The sequence below is a fragment of the Acidiphilium sp. C61 genome, from assembly GCF_905116885.1.
GTDB lineage: Bacteria > Pseudomonadota > Alphaproteobacteria > Acetobacterales > Acetobacteraceae > Acidiphilium.
Map to the genome: position 1 here is coordinate 2,948,194 of NZ_CAJHNI010000005.1, position 19,656 is coordinate 2,967,849.

Sequence of the window (19,656 nt, forward strand, 5' to 3'; positions counted from 1 at the left end):
CTGCACGCGATCGGCCTGATGAGCGGCACCTCGCTCGACGGGGTCGATGCCGCGGTGATCCGGACCGATGGCGAGCGCATCCTCGCTACCGGCCGCTCGGCCACGCTGTTCTACGAGGAGCCGCTCCGCGCCCGGCTGCGCGCCCTGCTCGACGCCGCCCCCGGACTGCCGGCCGACGACCCGGAACTCCGCGCGCTCGACCGCCTGCTGGCCGACCGCCATGCCGAGGCGGTGGCGATGGTGGCGAGCCGGGCCGATGTGGTGGGGTTCCACGGCCAGACCATCCTGCACGACCCCGACCGGCGGCGGACCTGGCAGATCGGCGATGCGGCGCATCTCGCCCACAAGACGCGGCTGCCGGTGGTGCATGATTTCCGCAGCGCCGATGTCGCCGCCGGCGGGCAGGGCGCGCCGCTCGCGCCGCTGTTCCACGCCGCCCTTGCCGAGGCGCTGGAGAAGCCGCTGCTGGTGGTCAATATCGGCGGGGTCGCCAACATCACCTGGCTCGGCCCGGCGGGCGAGGTACTGGCCTGCGACACCGGGCCCGGCAACGGCCCGCTGGACGACTGGGTGCAGCGCGCCACCGGCGCCGCCTTCGACGCTGACGGCGCGCTGGCCGCCGCCGGGCGTCTGGATGAGCGGCGTCTCGCGCGGCTGATGGACGATCCCTGGTTCGCGAGGCCGGCGCCGAAATCGCTCGACCGGCTGCATTTCTCCACCCGCCTCGCGGCGGCGACGGAGGGATTGTCCGCCGCGGACGGGGCGGCGCTGCTCGCCGCCTTCACCGCCGCGGCGATCGCGGCCTCGCCGCTGCCGGCGCCGCCGCTGCGCGTGCTGGTGGCCGGCGGCGGACGGCACAATGCCGCGATCATGGCGGCGCTGCGCCGGCACTTCGCCGCCCCGGTCGAGCCGGTCGAGGCGGTGGGCTGGGATGGCGATGCGCTGGAGGCGCAGTGTTTCGGGTTTCTCGCGGTTCGCGCCCTGCGCGGCCTGCCGCTCTCGCTGCCCGGGACGACCGGCGTGCCCGCGCCGCTCGCGGGCGGGCGGATCGTCCGGCCCGGCCCAGAGTCAGAATAGGAGTCGGAACCGGAAGCGGGCGGCTCAGCCGCCGGAGCGCGCGGCCTTGCGGGCGGCGGGCTTTGCCTTGGTGGCGGCCGCCTTCGGTTTCGCAGCGGCCTTCGGCTTCGCGGCGGCTTTCGGCTTCGCGCTGGCGGCCTTCGGCGCCGCCGCGTCCCTCGACTTTGCTGTGGGCGACTTTGCTGTGGGCGACTTTGCTGCGGGCTTGGCGCCCTTGCGGCCGCGCGGCGCCAGCGTCTTGCCCTTCTCGGCGAGCAGGGCGACCGCCTCCTCCAGCGTCACCGTGCCGAGTTCGCTGCCGCGCGGCAGGGTCGCGACCGTCTTGCCATGCTGGACATAGGGGCCGAAGCGGCCCTTGCGCGCGGTCACGCTCTCGCTGTCCTTCGGGTGCGGGCCGAGATCGCGGATGCCTTCCTGCTTCTTCGCCAGCACCATCACCGCGCGGTTGAGGCCGACGGCCAGCACGTCGTCATCCTTGTCGAGCGAGGCGAAGATCGGGCCCATCTTCACATACGGGCCGAACCGGCCGATGCCGGCCTGGATCTCCTGCTTCGTCTCCGGATGCACGCCGATCACGCGCGGCAGCGAGAGCAGGCCGATCGCCTGCTCCAGCGTGATCGCCTCGCCGGTCATCCCGCGCGGCAGGGCGGCGCGGCGGGGCTTCGCCTTCTTGTCCTCCGGATCGGGCTCGCCGAGCTGGACATAGAGACCATAGGGGCCGCGCCGCAGCGTGACGGGAATCCCCTCGGCATTTTCGCCGAGCTGCTTCATCCCGTCGCGCAGCTGCTCGCCCTCCTCCTCGCCGCCCTCGACGGCGAGGCGGCGGGTATACTGGCATTCGGGATAGTTCGAGCAGCCGATGAACGCGCCAAAGCGGCCGAGCCGCAGGCCGAGCCGGCCGCTGCCGCAGGCCTGGCAGACCCGCGGGTCCGACCCGTCCTCGCGGGCGGGGAAGAAATGCGGGCCGAGATCCTCGTCCAGCGCGTCGATCACGTCGGAGATCTTGAGATCCTTGATCTGCTCGACCGCGCCGGAGAAGTCGGCCCAGAAATCCCGCATCACCGCCCGCCAGTCGAGCCGGCCGTCGGAGACCTCGTCGAGCTTCTCCTCCAGATTGGCGGTGAAGCCGGTCTCGACGTACCGGCCGAAGAAGCCGACCAGGAAGGCCGTGACCAGCCGGCCGCGATCCTCGGGGATGAAGCGGCGGTTTTCCATCCGCACATAGTTGCGCTCGCGCAGCACGGTCAGGATCGAGGCATAGGTCGAGGGCCGGCCGATGCCGAGCTCCTCCATCCGCTTGACCAGGGTGGCCTCGGAAAAGCGCGGCGGCGGCTGGGTGAAATGCTGCTCGGCGGCCACCGGCCCGCTGGCGAGCGGGTCGGATTTCGCCATCGGCGGCAGCAGCCGCGCGGTCTCGTCCTCCGGGTCCTCGTCCATGCCCTCGCGGTAGAGCTTGAGGAAACCGTCGAAGGCGAGGATCGAGCCGGTGGCGCGCAGGGTGGTGCCGGCGGCATCGGCAAGCTCGACCGTGGTCTGGTCCAGCTCGGCCGACTGCATCTGCGAGGCGAGGGCGCGCTTGTAGATCAGCTCATACAGCCGCGCCTGCTCGGGCGAGAGATGGCGGGCGGCGCGCTCGGGGGTAAGGGCGAAATCGGTCGGGCGGATCGCCTCGTGGGCTTCCTGCGCGTTCTTCGCCTTGGACTGGTATTCGCGCGGGGCGGCGGGCAGGTAGTTCGCACCGAACGCGTTCTTCACCTGGTCGCGGGCGGCGGTGATCGCCTCGCGCGCCATCTGCACGCCGTCGGTTCGCATGTAGGTGATCAGGCCCACCGTCTCGCCGCCGATCTCCACCCCCTCGTAGAGCTGCTGGGCGGTGCGCATGATGGATTGCGCCGTCATATGCAGCTTGCGCGAGGCGTCCTGTTGCAGGGTCGAGGTGGTGAAGGGCGGCGGCGGGTTGCGGCGGACGCGCTTCTTCTCGATCGAGACGACGCTGAAGGTGCCGCGTTCGACCGCCGCCTTCGCCGCATCGGCCGCTGCCTTGTCCGCAAGGTCGAACTGGTCGAGCTTGCGGCCGTCGAGATGGGTGAGGCGGGCGCGGAACGGCGCGCCGGCGGGGGTGCGGAACTCGGCCTCGATCGTCCAGTATTCGCGCGGGCGGAACAGCTCGATCTCGGCCTCGCGCTCGCAGATCAGCCGCAGCGCGACCGACTGCACGCGCCCGGCGCTCTTGCTGCCGGGCAGCTTGCGCCAGAGCACCGGCGAGAGAGTGAAGCCGACCAGATAATCCAGCGCGCGGCGGGCGAGATAGGCTTCGATCAGCGGCGTGTCGAGGTCGCGCGGGGCGCGCAACGCCGCCTGCACCGCCGATTTGGTGATCTCGTTGAAGGTGATGCGGTGGACCTGCTTGCCCTTGAGCACGTTGCGCGCCTCGAGCATGGCGCGGACATGCCAGGAAATCGCCTCACCCTCGCGATCCGGGTCGGTGGCGAGGTAGAGCGTGTCCGCCCCTTTCAGCGCCTTGGCGATGGCGGCCACCTGGCGGTCGCCGCGGGCATCCTCCTCCCACGACATCGCGAAATCCTCGTCCGGGCGCACCGAGCCATCCTTCGGCGGCAGATCGCGGACATGGCCGAAGGAGGCGAGGACGGTGAACCCGTCGCCGAGATATTTGTTGATCGTCTTGGCCTTGGCCGGAGATTCAACGACGACGATGGCATTCATGTCTAGCGCGGTGTCCCGTTCAGCACTCTGAGAGCAGACAGACCCGGTTGCCCGGCAGGGTTTCGATCCGGCCGGCAAGTTCAAGCTCGGCCAGCACGGCAACAATGATCGGTGTGGAGAACTGGCAGTGCCGTGCCAGTTCGTCAACACCGACCGGGCTGGCGGAGAGCAGCGGCGGGATTTCGCGTCGGGCGCGGTCGAGCGCGTCGCCCGGCTCGGGCTCCGCCATCGGCGGCTCGGCGAGGCCGGCGGGCGGGGCGGCGATCCGCGCGTCGGGAAACAGCGCGCCGGGCCGGGGCGGCAGGTTGGCGAGGATGTCGGCGGCTGATTCGGCAAGCCATGCGCCCTGGCGGATCAGCTCGTTGCCACCGCGGGCGCGCTCGTCGAGCGGCGAGCCGGGCACGGCGAACAGCTCGCGGCCATAGTCGCGCGCGAAGCGGGCGGTGAGCAGGCTGCCCGAGCGCAGCGCCGCCTCGATGACGACGACGCCGAGGGCGAGGCCGGCGATGATGCGGTTGCGCTTGGGGAAATGCCGGGCGAGCGGTGCGGTGCCGGGCGGCGCCTCGGCCACCACGGCGCCAGCCTCGGCGATGCGGGCCTGCAGGTCGCGGTGTTCGGGCGGGTAGACCATGTCGAGCCCGCCGGGAATGGCCGCGATGGTGGTGCCCTCGCGCAGCGCCGCCGCGTGGGCAGCGGCGTCGATCCCGCGGGCGAGGCCGGAGACCACCGGATGCCCGGCGGCGGCGATCTCGCCGGCGATGTCCGCGGCGATCCGCCGTCCATTGGCCGTGGCGTTGCGTGCGCCGACCACGGCGACGATCTGGCGATGAAGCAGGGCGATGTCGCCTTTCACCGCGATGACCGGCGGCGCGTCCGGCAGCAAGGCGAGCAGCGGCGGATAATCCGCATCGCCGAGAAAGAGCAGCCTTGCGCCGAGTTCGGCATGGCGGTCGAGCTCGCGGTGGATGTCCGCGGGAGCGGGAATCCGCAGGGCGCCCCGCCGCCCGCCCATGCGCGCGAGGCCGGGCAGCGCGTCCAGCGCCTCCGCGGGGCTGGCGAAGCGCTCGCGCAGGCGGCGGAAGGTCTGGGGCCCCACGCCCTCGGTGCGGATCAGGCGCAGAAGCGTCGCCGGATCGCTCACGCCGACAGCCTGATCCTCGGCTCGGTGCCGGCGCGCAGCCGCGCGATGTTCGCCCGGTGCTTGAAGACGACGAGGGCGGCGATGGCGAGGGCGACCGGCGCCGCATGGAAGCGCCCGGACAGCAGGGCGAGCAGCGGGGCCGCGGCGAAGGCGGTCAGCGCGGCGAGGGAGGAAATCTTCCGCCAGAACGCCATGGCGAGCCAGATCAGGCAGCAGGCGGCGCCGACCGGAAAGACGAGGGCGAGCAGCACGCCGAGCCCGGTCGCCACCCCCTTGCCGCCGCGAAAGCCGAGCCAGACGGGGTAGAGATGGCCGATCACCGCGAACAGCGCGGCGAGATCGGCGGCCGTGCCGCCGGCATGGCGGGCGAGCAGCACGGCGGCGGCGCCCTTGCCGCCATCGAGCAGCAGGGTCAGCGCGGCGAGGCTCTTGCGCCCGGTGCGCAGCACGTTGGTCGCACCGATATTGCCCGAGCCGATCCGCCGCACATCGCCGAGCCCGGCCGCGCGGGTGAGCAGCAGGCCGAAGGGGATCGAACCGAGCAGGTAGCCGAGCAGGGCGTACAGCGCGATCATCCGTGCACCCGCCGCCCGGCCTTCCACGTGAAGCTGACCACCCCTTCGACCGGCCGTCCGTCGAAGGGCGTGTTCTGCGCCTTGCCGGGCAGGGCGCCGGCCTCGATCCGCCAGGGCCGCTCGGGGGCGAACAGGCAGAGATCGGCCGCGACACCGCGGGCGATGCGCCCGGCATCCAGCCCGAACAGCCGCGCCGGCCGGTCGGTCAGCAGGGAGAGTGCCGCGATCAGCCCGAGCCCGCCGGACTGCACCTGCGCCAGCGTCACCGCGAGCAGGGTGGCGAGGCCGGCGCCGCCAGGGGCGGCCTCGGCGAAGGGCAGGCGCTTGTCGTCGGCGTCGCGCGGCTGGTGGTCGGAGACCACGGCGTCGATCGTGCCATCGGCCAGAGCGGCGCAGACGGCGAGGCGGTCGGCCTCGCTGCGCAGCGGCGGCGACAGCTTCGCATAGGTGCGGAAATCGCCGATCGCGTTCTCGTTGAGGTCGAAATAGGGCGGCGCGGTGTCGCAGGTGATCGCGAGGCCCCGCCGTTTCGCGCCACGGATCAGGTCGAGCGCCTCGCCGGTCGAGACATGGGCGAAATGCACCGCGCCGCCGGTGAGTTCGGCAAGGCGGATGTCGCGCGCGACCATCATCGCCTCGGCGCAGGCCGGGATTCCGGGCAGGCCCATCAGCGTCGCCCGTGCCCCGGCGGTCGCCGCACCGCCGGCGGCAAGGCTCGGCTCCTCCGGATGCTGGACGATCATGGCGCCGAAGCCGCGCGCGTAGGACAGGGCGCGGCGCATCAGCCCGGCCGGGCCGATCGCCCGCGCGCCATCGGAGAAGGCGACCGCGCCGGCCGCGCGCAGCAGGCCGTATTCGGCGATCATCTCGCCCTTGCAGCCGCGCGTCGCCGCGCCGTAGGGGGCGATGGTGAGCCGCCCGGTCGCTGCCCCTGCACCGGCAAGGGCGCGGACCAGCGCCGGGTCGTCGGTGGCGGGGATATTGTCCGGCAGCACGGCGATGGTGGTGATGCCGGCGGCATTGGCGGCCTCGGCGGCGGTGGCGATGGTCTCGCGGTATTCATAGCCGGGCTCGCCGAGCGAGGCGCGGGCATCGACCAGGCCGGGGCAGAGGATCTGCTCGCCGGCGTCGATCATCACCGCCCCATCCGGCCGGCCGAGACCGGCGCCGAAATCGGCGATGACGCCGTCGCGCACCAGCAGGTCGCCCACCGCGTCGTGGCCGGTGGCGGGATCGACGATCCGCGCGCCGCGGATCAGCGTGTCGGGGGGCGTGTCATGCATGGGCGAGCGCCGTCCGGGCCAGCACGTCGAGCACCGCCATGCGGATGGCGACGCCCATTTCCACCTGCTCGCGAATCACCGAGCGGGTGGGGTCGTCGGCCACCTGGCTGTCGATCTCGACGCCGCGATTCATCGGGCCGGGATGCATCACCAGCGCGTCCGGCTTCGCCACGGCGAGCTTCGCGGCATCGAGCCCGTAGAAGGTGAAGAACTCGCGCGCGCTGGGGATCAGCCCGGCGCTCATCCGCTCGGTCTGCAACCGCAGCGCCATCACGATGTCGGCGTCGCGCAGGCCCTCGCGCATGTCATGGAACACGGTGGCGCCGAACTGATCGATCCCCGAGGGGATCAGCGTCGGCGGGCCAACCACGCGCACCCGGCTGCCCATCGCGGTGAGCAGCAGCAGGTTCGAGCGGGCGACGCGGGAATGCGCGATATCGCCGCAGATGGCGACGGTGAGGCCGGCGAGCGTGCCCTTGTTGCGGCGGATCGTCAGCGCGTCGAGCAGCGCCTGGGTCGGGTGTTCGTGCATCCCGTCGCCGGCGTTGATCACCGCGGCATCCACCTTCTGGGCGAGCAGCGCGGGCGCGCCGGAGGCCTTGTGGCGGACCACCAGCAGGTCGCAGTTCATCGCGTTCAGCGTCGCCGCGGTGTCGAGCAGGGTCTCGCCCTTGGAGACCGAGGAGGTCGAGACCGACATGTTGATCACATCGGCGCCGAGCCGCTTGCCGGCGAGCTCGAAGCTCGTGCGGGTGCGGGTGGAATCCTCGAAGAACAGGTTGATCAGGGTCCGGCCGCGCAGCACGTCCCGCCGCGTCTTGCCCGACCGGTTGAGCAGCACGTAGCTCTCGGCGAGGTCGAGCAGGGCGGAAATGTCGCGCGGGTGAAGACCTTCGATTCCCAGGAGATGGCGCGTCGGCAACCGCATGACGGTCTCCTTACAGCCCCGCCGCGCCGGCGGGAAGAGTGCCGCCTACTGGCTGATCCATACGATGCGCTGGAGGGCTACGACCGCCTCGGCCGGCAATGCGCGCGGCGCGGCGGCGGGGGTGAGCGCGGCAAGGTCGATCCGCGAGATGGTGCGGCGGAGCAGGCGGCCGGCGACGAGGCCGCCCGGCGCAAGCCGGGCCACCACGAGATCGCCCATCCGCACCGGCGCATCCGGCGAGACGATGACGACATGGCCGCGCCGGCAGACCGGCTCCAGCGAATCGTCCTCCACCACGAGGGCGAAGAGATGCGGATCATCGACGATGCCGGCCTCGGCAATGACCCGTTCCAGCCGGCGCCAGCCTGTGCCGCTGGGATAGCCCTCGTCGTCGAAGGACTCGTCATCGGCCGCGCCGAGGCCGATCACCGGCACCGCGCGCCAGACCGTGCCGGGCTGGACGCCGTCGGGCTCCGCCAGCGTCTCGGGCGGCGCGTCGTCAGGCGTTGCGGGCCTGGCTTCCGCCGGCGGTTCGTCGGGGATCATCGCGGCCTGAGCCGCGTCAGCAATCGCGGCCTGAGCCGCGTCAGCAATCGCGGCCTGAGCCGCGTCCGTCATTGCGGCTTGAGCCGCGTCCGTCATCGCGAGCGGGCTGCCAGCGGCCAGTGCCGCGAAGGTTTCGAATCCGGTTTGGCTGGCGGCCAGGATCTTGGCGATGCTCTCGGTGGAAGGCCAGCGCAGCCGCCCGTCCGGCGCGCGCCGCTTGGAGAGGTTGAAGCTGGTCGCGTCGAGCCCGGCGCTGCGCGCGAGCGCGGAGGGCGAGAGCCCGCGCTGCGCCGCCAGGGCGTCGATCGCACGCCAGATATCGTCATGCTGCATCGCGTTGGTCTTAACGGATTTACCCGGTTTGGGAAGAAAGATTTGCGGTAAACGGACAGTTAATGCTTGCGCAGAATACAACCTGTGGTTATTTTGTTCTTGTTATGTTCCTATCGGCCAGCCGGCCGGTGGTCACGCTGAGGAGACAGACCATGGCTTTCATCCTGCGCAACCTTTCCGTCCTCGCCTATGCCAACGGCTTCACTCTCTGGCACTACCGCGCAGGGGAGGGGGCGCTCGACACGCTGGGCGATGTCGGCTTTTTCGGCCCGGCCGCCGACCTGATCGCGCCGGGCGACATCGTGATGGCCTCGGGCGCCGCCGGGGCGCGGATGGGGGCGATCGCCCGCAGCGGCGACCAGCTGGTTCTGGCATCGATGTAAGGGCGGGCGCCGCGCCGATTGCCCCGCTGCCGGGGCGGGTCTATGCATCGAGGCATGAGCATCACCCTCGCCCTCTGCCAGACCGAGGGGCGGTTCGCCGATCCGGCGGGCGCACTCGACCTGCTCGCCGCCGAGGCGCGGGATGCCGCCTCGGCCGGCGCCGACCTCCTGGTGCTGCCCGAATTGTTTCTCTCCGGCTACAATCTCGGTCCGGCCCGGGCGCGGGCGCTGGCCCTCGCCCCCGAGAGCCCGGCGCTGGCCCGGGCGCAGGAGATCGCCCGCGTGGAAGGCATCGCGCTCTGTTTCGGCTTCCCCGAGCTGGTGGGCGATGCGGTGGCGAACAGCGCGGCGCTGATCGACGAGGCCGGCGGCGTGCGACTGATCTATCGCAAGGCGCATCTTTTCGGCGATCTCGACCGCGACATGTTCGCCGTGCGGGGCGAGGGGTTTCCGCTGGTCGCCTGGCGCGGGCTCAGTCTTGGCGTGGCGATTTGCTATGACATCGAATTCCCCGAAACCGCGCGGGTGATGGCGCTGGCGGGGGCCGACCTCGTTCTGGTGCCGACGGCGCTGATGCCGCCCTATCACGTGGTGGCGGACGCGCTGATCCCCGCCCGCGCCTATGAGAACCAGGTCTACATCGCCTATGCCAATCGCTGCGGCAGCGAGCCGGGCCTCGACTATATCGGCCAGTCCTCGATCTGCGGGCCGGATGGCGCGGTGCTGGCCCGGGCGGGGGCGACGCCGACCCGGCTGCTGGCCCGCATCGATCCTGCCCATCTGGCCGAAACCCGCCGGCGCGACACGCTGCTGGCCGACCGCCGGCCGGCGCTCTACGGCGCCATCGCGTCCTAGTGTCCTGCCCCTGAAATTCGTGGGTGAATTTCAGGGACAAGCAGGCCACTAAACGATTGTTTTTTCTAGTGTCCACTGTGAATCTGAAATCCGATGGATTTCAGATTCGGGACACTAGGGTTTGTGGGGATTTGGGATTCCCATTTGGGTGTTGCTGTGATTCAAGCTGTGAATGGAACGATTTGTACTGACGGACGCCCAATGGGCGAGGATGGAACCGCATTGTCTTGGCAAGGCGAGTGACCCTGGCCGCAGCGGGCGGGACAATCGGCTGTTTCTGGAAGCGGTACTTTGGATTGTCCGCACTGGCAGTCCGTGGCGTGATCTGCCTTCGATGTTTGGCAACTGGAGCACGGCCTACCGCCGGTTCAACGACTGGCGCCGCGCTGATGTTTTCAAACGGATTTTCGACGCGGTATCTGATGAACCCGATATGGAATACGCCATGGTCGACGCCACGATCGTCAAGGTCCACCGTCACGGCCAGGGCGCAAAAGGGGGACTCAAAGCCAGGCCATAGGCTGTTCCAAAGGTGGCATGACAACCAAAATCCTGGCGCTGACGGATGCCCTGGGCAACCTTGTGCGCTTTCGTCTCATGCCGGGCAATCGCCATGACGGCATCGAGGTCCCGCCACTGATCGACAACGTCGAATTCGGTGGATTGATCGCAGACAAGGCATTCGACAGCAACGCTCTGGTCGCAGAACTCAACGAAAGAGGCGCCCGGGTCGTCATTTCCCAGCATCCGGCCCGGGCACTGAAGCTGAAAATCGACCGCGAAATCTACAAATGGCGTCATCTGGTCGAGAATTTCTTCTGCAAGCTCAAAGAGTTCAAACGCATCGCCCTGCGCGCCTGCAAAACAGACCAGAGCTTCCAGGCAATGATCTACCTCGCCGCAGCCGTCATCAACTCACGATGAATCCCCACAAACCCTAGAGCGCTTTCCGATCCTCTCGGATCGGATGCCGTGCTCTACCATATTGATAAACAGAGCATCATCCGATCAGGTGATGCTCTGACCGCCGCCCCCGCTCCGGCGCAGCAGCACGACGCGGTTTGAATTCGTCCCGCGGGTGAAATTGCTCACCCCCCAGCAATTCGACGTCTTGGTGAAAAGCTGCCGGTTGACCAGCACGCCCAGCCGCTCGAACGGCAGGCCCGCCGCCGCCTGCCAGACCTGCCGTTCGAGCAGGATTCGCCCGCCCCGCACCTCGCCCACCTCGAAGGCGACATGCCCGCCCGGCCGTACCAGCCGGGCCAGCTCGGCGAGCGCGCGCCGGATCATCGCCATCCAGCCCGCCGCGCCGCGGTGCTGGCCGAGCGCCGCGGCGCCGGCATCGAGCCCGGCGAACCAGCAGCGCAGCCAGTTATCCGCCGCGTAGTCGACGACATCGAGAAAGGGCGGCGAGGTCACCGCGAGCGCGACCGCGCCGGCCTCGAGCGGGATGTCCCAGGCCGGGCCGGTGAACAGGCAGGGGCGCGCGCCGCCCAACACGGCACCACCCGGCATCGTGCCGTCGCGCAGCAGGGCGCGGGATTTGCGCAGGATCAGCGCGGCGATATCGCGCTCCGGCGGCGCGAGGCCGAGCCGCGCGTTGATCCGCAATTGCGATGCGACCGACACCGCCTGGTTGGGCGGCATCGAGCGGCCGGAGAAGAAGCCGGGGGAGTGGCCGGCGAGGCGGTTGAGCGCCACCATGCGAATCCAGTCCGCGACCGGATCGGGGCGGTCGTCGCCGGGCGGCGCGCGGGCGTCGATCCAGTCCCGCAGCGCCTCGAGCCGGGCCAGGGTTGCCGGGTGGTAGAAGGCGAGCAGCTCGGGCCGGCGGACCGCGCCGCGCGACCATTCGACCCGGCGCAGCGCCGCCTCGACCGCGTCCGGCCCGACCGGCCGCAGCCGTGGGCGGCACATCATCACCCCAAGCCCGCTGATGTCGTTGCCGCCGGCGCGCCGTCCCATCAGGGCGGCCTGCAGCGGCGTGGTGCCGCGCCCCATGAACGGGTCGAAGACGAGATCGCCGGGTGCGGTGAGGCGGGAGATGAAGAATTCCGGCAGTTGCGGCTTGAAGCAGGCGCGATAGGAAATCTCGTGGATCGCATGCGCCTGGCGCTGCCCCGCGGTCCAGAACGCATTGACGAAATAATCGATTCCCTCGGCGCGTTCGTGGAGCGTCGCGCTGCCGGGCGCGGCGAAAGCGAGAATGTCGCGAACCAGAGCAGAGTCCGCGGCAAGGGCGGGCTGCGTTTGGCGCATGGCTGAACCATATCAGCCCGGCGTTGCGGCTCCAAGCGGCGAGATCGCCGGCTGAACCGGGCATCATGGGGGAGATGACATCAAGTCTTCATTTGCCCGTGCGGCGCCCAATGTTAGAAGCGCGCGTCACGAACGATCGATGCGGTTCGAGGCTCCCGCGACTACCCGATGGGATGATCCTGTCCGATTTGACAAGGATACAACCATTATCAACACGATAGAGTGATGCGCCCGGCCCGCGAGGGCGGACGTTGCTCTAACAGAACAAGATGCGGAATCTTCCGTATCGTTTCCGGTTCTCGCACCGGAAGCGAAACGGTTTGTTAACGTCGCCCGCCTATTGCTGCCGCGTCCGCGCGCCGGGTTCGCGGTAGTGTCTCCACCAACTGATGACAGGTCGCCATGTCTGCTCTCACCGACGAAGCCCCGCCGCCCGACCGTCCCGGATCGCGGCCCCAATCCCGCCCCGAAGCGCGTACTGAAACTCGTGCCGAGTCCCGCTCCGTGTCCCGATCCGAACCGCGGTTCCTGCCGCCCGAGGACAGGCTGCTCTGGCCGCAGCTCTTCCCCTATCGCCGCCGCCGCGGCCGGGCTGCCCTCCACCCCGCGCCCCGGCAGGAGCGCGAGAGCGAGGAGAACGCGGCGTAGAGCATCATCCGATCAGATGGAATCATCTGATCGGATAAAGATGCTCGGTTTATCAGTATGACAGAGCACTACATCCGATCCAAAAGGATCGGAAAGTGCTCTAGAACACTGTCCGATCCTGACGGATCGGACATCCTGCTCCGCTGCGCGCCCCGGCTGGGCCCAGATCAGATCAGATCAGATCCAGGCCTCTTCCCAGGAGCCGACCGTCGAGGCCTTGCTGTATTCGGTGGCGCGGTTCTCGAAGAAATTCGCGTGCTCGACCGCGTTCAGCATCTCGTCGAGCCAGGGCAGCGGGTTCTTGTCGACATTGAAAAGCGGGTCGAGACCGAGCTGCAGCAGCCGGCGATCGGCGATGTAGCGGATATAGCGCTTCACCTCTTCCCCGGTCAGCCCTTCCACCGCGCCGAACTCGAACGCGAGGTCGATGAAGGCGTCCTCATGCTCGACGATGGTGGCACAGCACGTATAGAGTTCCTGGCGGAGCGTCTCGGTCCAGATTTCCGGGTTCTCGGCGACGAAGGTGCGGAACAGCCGGATGATCGACAGGCAGTGCAGGCTCTCGTCGCGCACCGACCAGGAGACGATCTGGCCCATCCCCTTCATCTTGTTGAAGCGCGGGAAGTTCAGCAGGATCGCGAAGGAGGCGAAGAGCTGCAGCCCCTCGGTGAAGGCGCCGAAGGCGGCCAGCGTCTTGGCGATCTCGTGCTTCGAGTCGACGCGGAATTCCTGCATGTAGTCGTACTTGTCCTTCATCTCCTTGTATTTGAGGAAGGCCGAGTATTCGACTTCGGGCATGCCGATGGTGTCGAGCAGATGCGAGTAGGCGGCGATGTGGATGGTCTCGATGTTCGAGAAGGCCGAGAGCATCATCAGCACCTCGGTCGGTTTGAACACCTGGCTGTAGTGCTTCATGTAGCAATTGTTCACCTCGACATCCGCCTGGGTGAAGAAGCGGAAGATCTGGGTGAGCAGGTTGCGCTCGCCCTCGGTGAGGTTCCGGTGCCAGTCCTTCACGTCGTCCGCGAGGGGGACTTCCTCGGGCAGCCAGTGCACGCGCTGCTGGGTCAGCCACGATTCGTAGGCCCAGGGGTAGCGGAACGGCTTGTAGACCGGGTTTTCGGTCAGCAGGTCGAAATGCGGCGGCGTCTCGACCGGAATGGGGGCGGCGGTGTCGGGCAGGGTAACGGACATTCGGGACGATCCTTGAGGGCGTGAGAGGCAGACATCAGGCGGGCGACGGTGACCCCGGCGGCCGGCCCCTGGCGCGCCGTCCACCGGTGCGGCGGCGGCTCGGTTGCAGGGAAGGGGGCATGATCACCGGTTTGATTCGCTCCCCACACTATGGGGGCAGAGCCGCCATCCGGCAACCCGGATCGGCGGCGCCTCATGCCGATTTTCACCCGATCTTGTGGCGAGTGCTGGCTTATCCACAATATGTTGTGGAGAGCGCGGCGTCCTGTGGCAGCGCTCAGTCCTGCGCCGGCAGCCGGTCGGCGACATCGCTCCGGCCATGCGCGGCAACCAGCTCGTCGTATTGCTGGGGCGGCAGATAGTCCGCGAGGACCTGCATCGGCAGGCCATCGGCGCGGATCTGCCCGCCCTCCAGCCAGAGCAGCCGGTTGCACCACTCCACCAGGATCGAGGGGCTGTGGCTGGCGAGCACGAGGATGTCGGCATGGCGCACCATGCCCTCGACCCGCCCGCGCGCCTTTTCCATGAAGGCGGCGTCGCCGGCGAGAATCCACTCGTCCATCAGCAGGATCTCGGGGGGAAAGGCGGTCGCCATCGCGAAGGCGAGGCGCACCACCATGCCGGAGGAATAATTGCGCACCGGCAGGTCGAGGAACTGGCCAAGCTCGGAGAAATCCTCGACATCCGCCTCCAGCCGGTCGATCTCCGGCCGCGGCAGGCCGAGGAAGCGGCCGCGCAGGCGGATGTTCTCCCGCCCCGTGAGATCGGGGTTCATGCCCTGCCCGGGATCGAGCAGCGATTGCAGCCGCCCTTCCATCGACAGGGAGCCTGCGGTCGGCTGGTAGATGCCCGAGAGGGCGCGCAGCAGGGTGGTCTTGCCCGAGCCGTTCGAGCCGATCAGCCCGAGCCGGTCGCCGGTCTTCAGCGAGAAGGAGATGTTGCGCAGCGCCTGCACCACCGGGCGGCTGCGCCGGTCCTGCGCGAAGCGCGACGAGGCATGGCCGAGCAGGGTTTTCTTCAGCGACCGGCTATCCCCGTGATAGAGCGGAAAATCCACCGAAATGTCGAAGGCGGTCAGATATGCCATGGTCTAGACCCAGTAGGCCACGCGGCCGCGCATCCGCGCGAAGCCGATTGCCGCGACGCCCACCAGCAGCGCCGAGACGCCGATCGCGGCCAGCACCAGCCGGGTGCTGATCGGGGTGCCGAGCAGCGGGGCGCGCAGGATTTCGAGGATGGGATAGAACGGGTTGAGATCGATCAGCAGCCGGCCGATCGGGTGGCTGTCCAGCACCTTGGCGTACCAGATCACCGGGGTGATGAAGAAGGCGATCTGCATCACCGAGAGGATGATCTGCGGCAGGTCGCGGAACCGCGCGCAGAGCGCGCCCATCAGCAGCGAGATCGCCAGCGCGTCGATCATCCAGAGCGCCAGGGCCGGGATCGCCAGCAGCGAATACAGGCTCTGATGCACGCCCATGATCAGGAACACGACGACGATCACGATCAGGTTATGCCCGAGCACGATCGTGTTGCGCACCACATTGCGCGCGGCGTGCACGCTGAAGGGCATGCGCGTGCCCTTGATCAGCGTGTCGGTCTGGGTGAAGCAGGTGCTCCCCTCCGAGATCAGCGTGTTGAGATAGGTCCACAGCACCAGCGAGATCGCGAGATAGGGCAGGTAGGTATGGATATCGGTGTGGAACAGCACGCCGTAGAGAAAGGCCATGGCGCCGACCTGCACGCCGGTCGAGATGGTCAGCCAGAACGGGCCGAGCGCCGAGCCGCGATAGCGCAGCTTGATGTCGTAGAACGCCAGCGTCCAGACCAGCTGCCACAGCCGCACGCCCTCCGCCATGTCGGCGAGCGCGAGCCGCGCCCGCTGCCCCCAGCCGCGATCGGCCGAGAGGGTGAAATGCGCCGTGCCGCGGAAGCTGGTCGGCAGCGGCGCTGCGGTCTGTGTTTCGTTCATGTCGGAACCCTGCTCCTGCCCGGTCCGGGCCGTCCTGATCCAGGCCAGAGGCGAAGCCCGCCGGCGCTGGCTGGGGTGGGAGGATTCGAACCTCCGCATGGCGGAATCAAAATCCGCTGCCTTACCGCTTGGCTACACCCCATCCGGGCCTGACTGATATGGCGTTGCCGCCGGCTCGGCAAGTCCCGCCATGTGCCGCCATGTGTGCAATTCGGGCCGGATGCCACGCCGCGCCCATGTTCATCGCACCATAGTTCGGTTACATCGAGGCCGTTGTCACGGGGAGTATCGCACATGAACCTGATCGCCGCACGCCTCAATCGCATCAGCCCGAGCCAGACGATCGCCATCTCGACCAAGGCGCGTCAGCTCAAGGCCGAGGGGCGCGACATCATCAGCCTCTCCGCCGGCGAGCCGGATTTCGACACGCCCGACCACATCAAGCGCGCCGCCATCGCCGCGATCGAGGCGGGCGAGACCAAATATACCGACGTCGCCGGCACCATGGCGCTGCGCAAGGCCGTCGCCGCGAAGTTCAAGCGCGACAACGGGATCGACTACACGCCGCAGGAAATCATCGTCTCGACCGGCGGCAAGCAGGTCATCTTCAACGCCATGCTCGCCACGATCGAGGCCGGCGACGAGGTGATCATCCCGACGCCGTGCTGGGTCAGCTACCCCGACATCGTCCAGCTCGCCGAGGGCAAGCCGGTCTTCGTGCCGTGCAGCCAGAACAACGGCTTCAAGCTGCGCGCCGAGGATCTCGAGGCGGCGATCACGCCGAAGACCAAGTGGCTGATGCTGAACTCGCCCTCGAACCCGACCGGGGCTGCCTATTCGGCGGAAGACCTCCGTCCGATCTGCGACGTGCTGCTCCGCCACCCCGACATCTGGGTGTTCACCGACGACATCTACGAGAAGCTCGTCTATGACGGGTTCAAGCCCGCCACCATCGTCGGCGTCGAGCCGAAGCTGCGCGAGCGCACGGTGACGATGAACGGCTGCTCCAAGGCCTATGCGATGACCGGCTGGCGAATCGGCTTCTGCGGCGCGCCGCTCGCGCTTACCAAGGCGATGGACAAGCTGCAGAGCCAGTCCACCTCGAACACCTCCTCGGTCAGCCAGGCCGCGGCCCTCGCCGCGCTGGAAGGCCCGGAGGATGCGATCGATGTCATGCGCGCCGCCTATCGCGAGCGGCGCGACCTCGTGGTCGCCATGCTGAACGAGGCGCCGGGCATCACCTGCGCGCGGCCCGAGGGCGCGTTCTACGTCTTCCCCTCGATCGCCGGCTGCCTCGGCAAGACCTCCGCGGGCGGCACGAAGATCGTCGATGACGAGGCCTTCGTCACCGCGCTGCTCGAAGAGCAGGGCGTCGCCGCCGTGCATGGCAGCGCCTTCGTCTATCCCGGCTATTTCCGGGTCAGCTACGCCACCTCGACCGAGGCGCTGCGCGACGCCTGCACCCGGATCCAGACCTTCTGCCAGGGGCTGCGCTGAGAGCCACTGGTTGACAACAGATTAGGGAACGTTCCGATCCGAAAGGAGCGGAACGTGCTCCAGAACCCGCGCGATGCGATTCGCGCGGGTTTTCTTTTGCCCAGTGCTGTCCGCGCTTGCTGTCCGCGCTTGCTGTCCGCGCTTGCTGTCCGCGCTTGCCGGCCTCCGGCGTCTTGGCTATCCTTGGAACAAACAATGAACACGCTTGCCGCCGCGGCACCGACTCGGGGCAAGAGAAATTTTTTGGACCAACTTGATCTAGTGTCGATTGCGCGCGGCCTGCCCAATATGTAGTGATGGGGGCGCGCTGAACCGAGGAGCTGCAACTGCGATGAACGCGATCAACCGACCCGAACCCGCATTGCTCGACACGGATGTCCAGATCCGCGGTGGGCACCAGATCAGGGTCGACCGCTCGCGCGACCAGCTGCTCACCGAATTCGGCCGCGCCACGCTGAACGACCGCTACCTGATGCCCGGCGAGGGCTATCAGGACCTGTTCGCCCGCGTCGCCTCCTATTACGGCGACGACGCCGAGCACGCCCAGCGGCTGTATGACTACATCAGCAAGCTGTGGTTCATGCCGGCCACCCCGGTGCTCTCGAACGGCGGCACCAAGCGCGGCCTGCCGATCTCCTGCTTCCTCAACGAAGCGTCGGACAGTCTCGAAGGCATCGTCGATCTCTGGAACGAGAATGTCTGGCTCGCCTCCAAGGGCGGGGGCATCGGCTCCTACTGGGGCAATCTCCGATCGATCGGCGAGAAGGTCGGCCAGAACGGCAAGACCTCCGGCGTGGTTCCCTTCATCCGGGTGATGGACAGCCTGACGCTGGCGATCAGCCAGGGCTCGCTGCGCCGCGGCTCGGCCGCCGTCTACCTGCCGATCTCGCATCCCGAGGTCGAGGAATTCATCGAGATCCGCCGCCCCACCGGCGGCGATCCGAACCGCAAGGCGCTCAACCTGCATCACGGCATCCTGGTCTCCGACGCGTTCATGCGCGCCGTCGAGGCGGACGAGATGTGGTCGCTCACCTCGCCCAAGGACGGCGCGCATGTCCGCTCCGTCTCTGCCCGCTCGCTCTGGATCCGCATCCTCACCGCGAGGATCGAGACCGGCGAGCCCTACATCATCTTCGGCGACCATGTGAACAACGCCCGCCCCGAGCACCACAAGCTCGCCGGCCTCGAGGTGAAAACCTCCAATCTCTGCGCCGAGATCACCCTGCCCACCGGGCTCGACCAGCACGGCCAGCAGCGCACCGCGGTCTGCTGCCTGTCCTCGATCAATCTCGAGACCTGGCTCGAATGGCACGACAATCCGCAATTCATCGAGGACGTGATGCGCTTCCTCGACAATGTGCTGCAGGATTTCATCGACAACGCGCCTGATTCGATGGCCCGCGCCAAATACGCCGCGATGCGCGAGCGCTCGGTCGGCCTCGGCGTGATGGGCTTCCACTCGCTGCTGCAAGCGCTCGGCATCCCCTTCGAGAGCGCGATGGCGAAGGCGTGGAACATCCGCATCTTCCGCCACATCCGCGCCGGCGCCGATGCCGCCTCGCGCAAGCTCGCCGAGGAACGCGGGCCCTGCCCGGATGCCGCCGAATATGGCGTGATGGAGCGCTTCTCCCACAAGATGGCGATCGCGCCGACCGCCTCGATCTCGATCATCGCCGGCAATTCCAGCCCGGGAATCGAGCCGATCGCCGCCAACGTGTTCCTGCAGAAGACCCTGTCCGGCAGCTTCTCGGTGCGCAACCGCCACCTCCAGCTTCTCCTCGCCGCCAAGGGCCGCGACGATGAGGAAACTTGGTCGAACATCACCGTCAACAAGGGCTCGGTCCAGCATCTCGACTTCCTGACCGACGATGAGAAAGCCGTCTTCAAGACCGCCTTCGAGCTCGACCAACGCTGGGTGATCGAGCACGCCGCCGACCGCACGCCCTATATCTGCCAGAGCCAGTCGATCAACGTGTTCCTGCCCGCCAATGTGCACAAGCGGGACCTGCACCAGATCCATTTTCAGGCCTGGAAGAAGGGCGTGAAGTCGCTCTATTACTGCCGCTCGCTGTCGATCCAGCGGGCCGACACGGTGAGCGAGAAGGTGCAGCGCCACGAGCATGGGGACGCCGCCCTTATCGCCAAGCTGCCGCCCGCCGCCGCGGCGACCAGCACCACCGATTACGAGGAATGCCTCGCCTGCCAGTAGAGCGAGTGCCGATAAAGCACGGAGAATAGAGA

Annotated in this window: 17 protein-coding genes, 1 tRNA gene and 1 pseudogene; 7 read left to right on the forward strand and 12 right to left on the reverse strand. The window is 68.3% G+C overall.

Annotation, left to right across the window (positions count from 1 at the left end; all coding sequences use genetic code 11):
- Positions 1-1,077, forward strand: a complete 1,077-nt coding sequence (locus HUW10_RS16630; protein ID WP_174504943.1) for an anhydro-N-acetylmuramic acid kinase — start codon at positions 1-3, stop codon at positions 1,075-1,077.
- A 24-nt stretch (positions 1,078-1,101) separates the two neighbouring features.
- Here the strand turns inward: HUW10_RS16630 and topA are convergent, their stop codons facing one another.
- The 7 genes and pseudogenes from topA to HUW10_RS18710 all read right to left on the reverse strand — a co-directional run.
- Positions 1,102-3,801 carry a type I DNA topoisomerase gene (topA, locus tag HUW10_RS16635; protein ID WP_174504486.1) on the reverse strand — a complete coding sequence of 900 codons (2,700 nt, stop codon included), beginning with the start codon at positions 3,799-3,801 and terminating at the stop codon, positions 1,102-1,104.
- A 19-nt stretch (positions 3,802-3,820) separates the two neighbouring features.
- Positions 3,821-4,942, reverse strand: a complete 1,122-nt coding sequence (gene dprA, locus HUW10_RS16640; protein ID WP_174504487.1) for a DNA-processing protein DprA — start codon at positions 4,940-4,942, stop codon at positions 3,821-3,823.
- Positions 4,939-5,517: a glycerol-3-phosphate 1-O-acyltransferase PlsY gene (gene plsY, locus HUW10_RS16645; protein WP_174504488.1), complete on the reverse strand. Its 579-nt coding sequence runs from the start codon at positions 5,515-5,517 to the stop codon at positions 4,939-4,941. Before plsY ends, dprA begins: the two co-directional genes overlap by 4 nt.
- The gene (locus HUW10_RS16650) at positions 5,514-6,800 is read right to left on the reverse strand and encodes a dihydroorotase family protein (protein WP_174504489.1); all 1,287 of its coding nucleotides are present in this window, start codon (positions 6,798-6,800) and stop codon (positions 5,514-5,516) included. The genes plsY and HUW10_RS16650 overlap by 4 nt, the downstream gene beginning before the upstream one ends.
- Positions 6,793-7,728, reverse strand: coding sequence for an aspartate carbamoyltransferase catalytic subunit (locus HUW10_RS16655; RefSeq protein ID WP_174504490.1), 936 nt, complete (start codon positions 7,726-7,728; stop codon positions 6,793-6,795). Before HUW10_RS16655 ends, HUW10_RS16650 begins: the two co-directional genes overlap by 8 nt.
- A 45-nt stretch (positions 7,729-7,773) precedes the next feature.
- On the reverse strand, positions 7,774-8,370 hold the full coding sequence (locus HUW10_RS18585) for a S24 family peptidase (protein WP_371808648.1): 597 nt from the start codon (positions 8,368-8,370) through the stop codon (positions 7,774-7,776).
- A 12-nt stretch (positions 8,371-8,382) separates the two neighbouring features.
- Positions 8,383-8,607: pseudogene (locus tag HUW10_RS18710) on the reverse strand (helix-turn-helix transcriptional regulator); the annotation flags it as partial.
- A 152-nt stretch (positions 8,608-8,759) separates the two neighbouring features.
- Here HUW10_RS18710 and HUW10_RS16665 point away from each other — a divergent pair.
- The 3 genes from HUW10_RS16665 (at position 8,760) to HUW10_RS16675 (ending at position 10,769) form a co-directional block, all read left to right on the forward strand.
- Entirely contained in the window at positions 8,760-8,990 is a 231-nt protein-coding gene (locus tag HUW10_RS16665; protein WP_174504492.1) for a hypothetical protein, read from the forward strand.
- Positions 8,991-9,044: 54 nt separating this feature from the next.
- A complete protein-coding gene (locus tag HUW10_RS16670; RefSeq protein WP_174504493.1) occupies positions 9,045-9,845 on the forward strand; it encodes a carbon-nitrogen hydrolase family protein in 801 nt (266 codons plus the stop codon).
- Between the two features lie 172 nt (positions 9,846-10,017).
- A protein-coding gene (locus HUW10_RS16675) for an IS5 family transposase (protein WP_174502420.1) occupies positions 10,018-10,769 on the forward strand; the annotation gives its coding sequence in 2 pieces (ribosomal slippage) (positions 10,018-10,348 and positions 10,348-10,769; 753 coding nt in all).
- Between the two features lie 84 nt (positions 10,770-10,853).
- On the opposite strand, the gene HUW10_RS16680 is transcribed toward HUW10_RS16675, so the two are convergent.
- The gene (locus tag HUW10_RS16680) at positions 10,854-12,104 is read right to left on the reverse strand and encodes a DNA methyltransferase (RefSeq protein WP_174504494.1); all 1,251 of its coding nucleotides are present in this window, start codon (positions 12,102-12,104) and stop codon (positions 10,854-10,856) included.
- Positions 12,105-12,608: 504 nt separating this feature from the next.
- On the opposite strand from HUW10_RS16680, the gene HUW10_RS16685 reads away from it, so the two are divergent.
- Entirely contained in the window at positions 12,609-12,752 is a 144-nt protein-coding gene (locus HUW10_RS16685) for a hypothetical protein (RefSeq protein WP_174504495.1), read from the forward strand.
- A 177-nt stretch (positions 12,753-12,929) separates the two neighbouring features.
- Here the strand turns inward: HUW10_RS16685 and HUW10_RS16690 are convergent, their stop codons facing one another.
- The 4 genes from HUW10_RS16690 to HUW10_RS16705 all read right to left on the reverse strand — a co-directional run bounded on the left by HUW10_RS16690 (position 12,930) and on the right by HUW10_RS16705 (position 16,060).
- Positions 12,930-13,946, reverse strand: a complete 1,017-nt coding sequence (locus HUW10_RS16690; protein WP_174504496.1) for a ribonucleotide-diphosphate reductase subunit beta — start codon at positions 13,944-13,946, stop codon at positions 12,930-12,932.
- A 277-nt stretch (positions 13,947-14,223) separates the two neighbouring features.
- Entirely contained in the window at positions 14,224-15,033 is an 810-nt protein-coding gene (locus HUW10_RS16695) for an ABC transporter ATP-binding protein (RefSeq protein ID WP_174504497.1), read from the reverse strand.
- A gap of 3 nt (positions 15,034-15,036) precedes the next feature.
- Positions 15,037-15,918, reverse strand: coding sequence for an ABC transporter permease (locus HUW10_RS16700; RefSeq protein ID WP_174504498.1), 882 nt, complete (start codon positions 15,916-15,918; stop codon positions 15,037-15,039).
- Between the two features lie 67 nt (positions 15,919-15,985).
- A tRNA-Gln gene (locus HUW10_RS16705) sits at positions 15,986-16,060 on the reverse strand.
- 152 nt (positions 16,061-16,212) lie between these two features.
- Between HUW10_RS16705 and HUW10_RS16710 the strand changes: the two genes are divergently transcribed.
- Together HUW10_RS16710 and HUW10_RS16715 are read left to right on the forward strand one after the other, a co-directional pair.
- Positions 16,213-17,415 carry a pyridoxal phosphate-dependent aminotransferase gene (locus tag HUW10_RS16710; protein ID WP_174504499.1) on the forward strand — a complete coding sequence of 401 codons (1,203 nt, stop codon included), beginning with the start codon at positions 16,213-16,215 and terminating at the stop codon, positions 17,413-17,415.
- A 331-nt stretch (positions 17,416-17,746) separates the two neighbouring features.
- The gene (locus HUW10_RS16715) at positions 17,747-19,624 is read left to right on the forward strand and encodes a ribonucleoside-diphosphate reductase subunit alpha (protein WP_174504500.1); all 1,878 of its coding nucleotides are present in this window, start codon (positions 17,747-17,749) and stop codon (positions 19,622-19,624) included.
- The last annotated feature ends 32 nt before the right edge of the window (positions 19,625-19,656 follow it).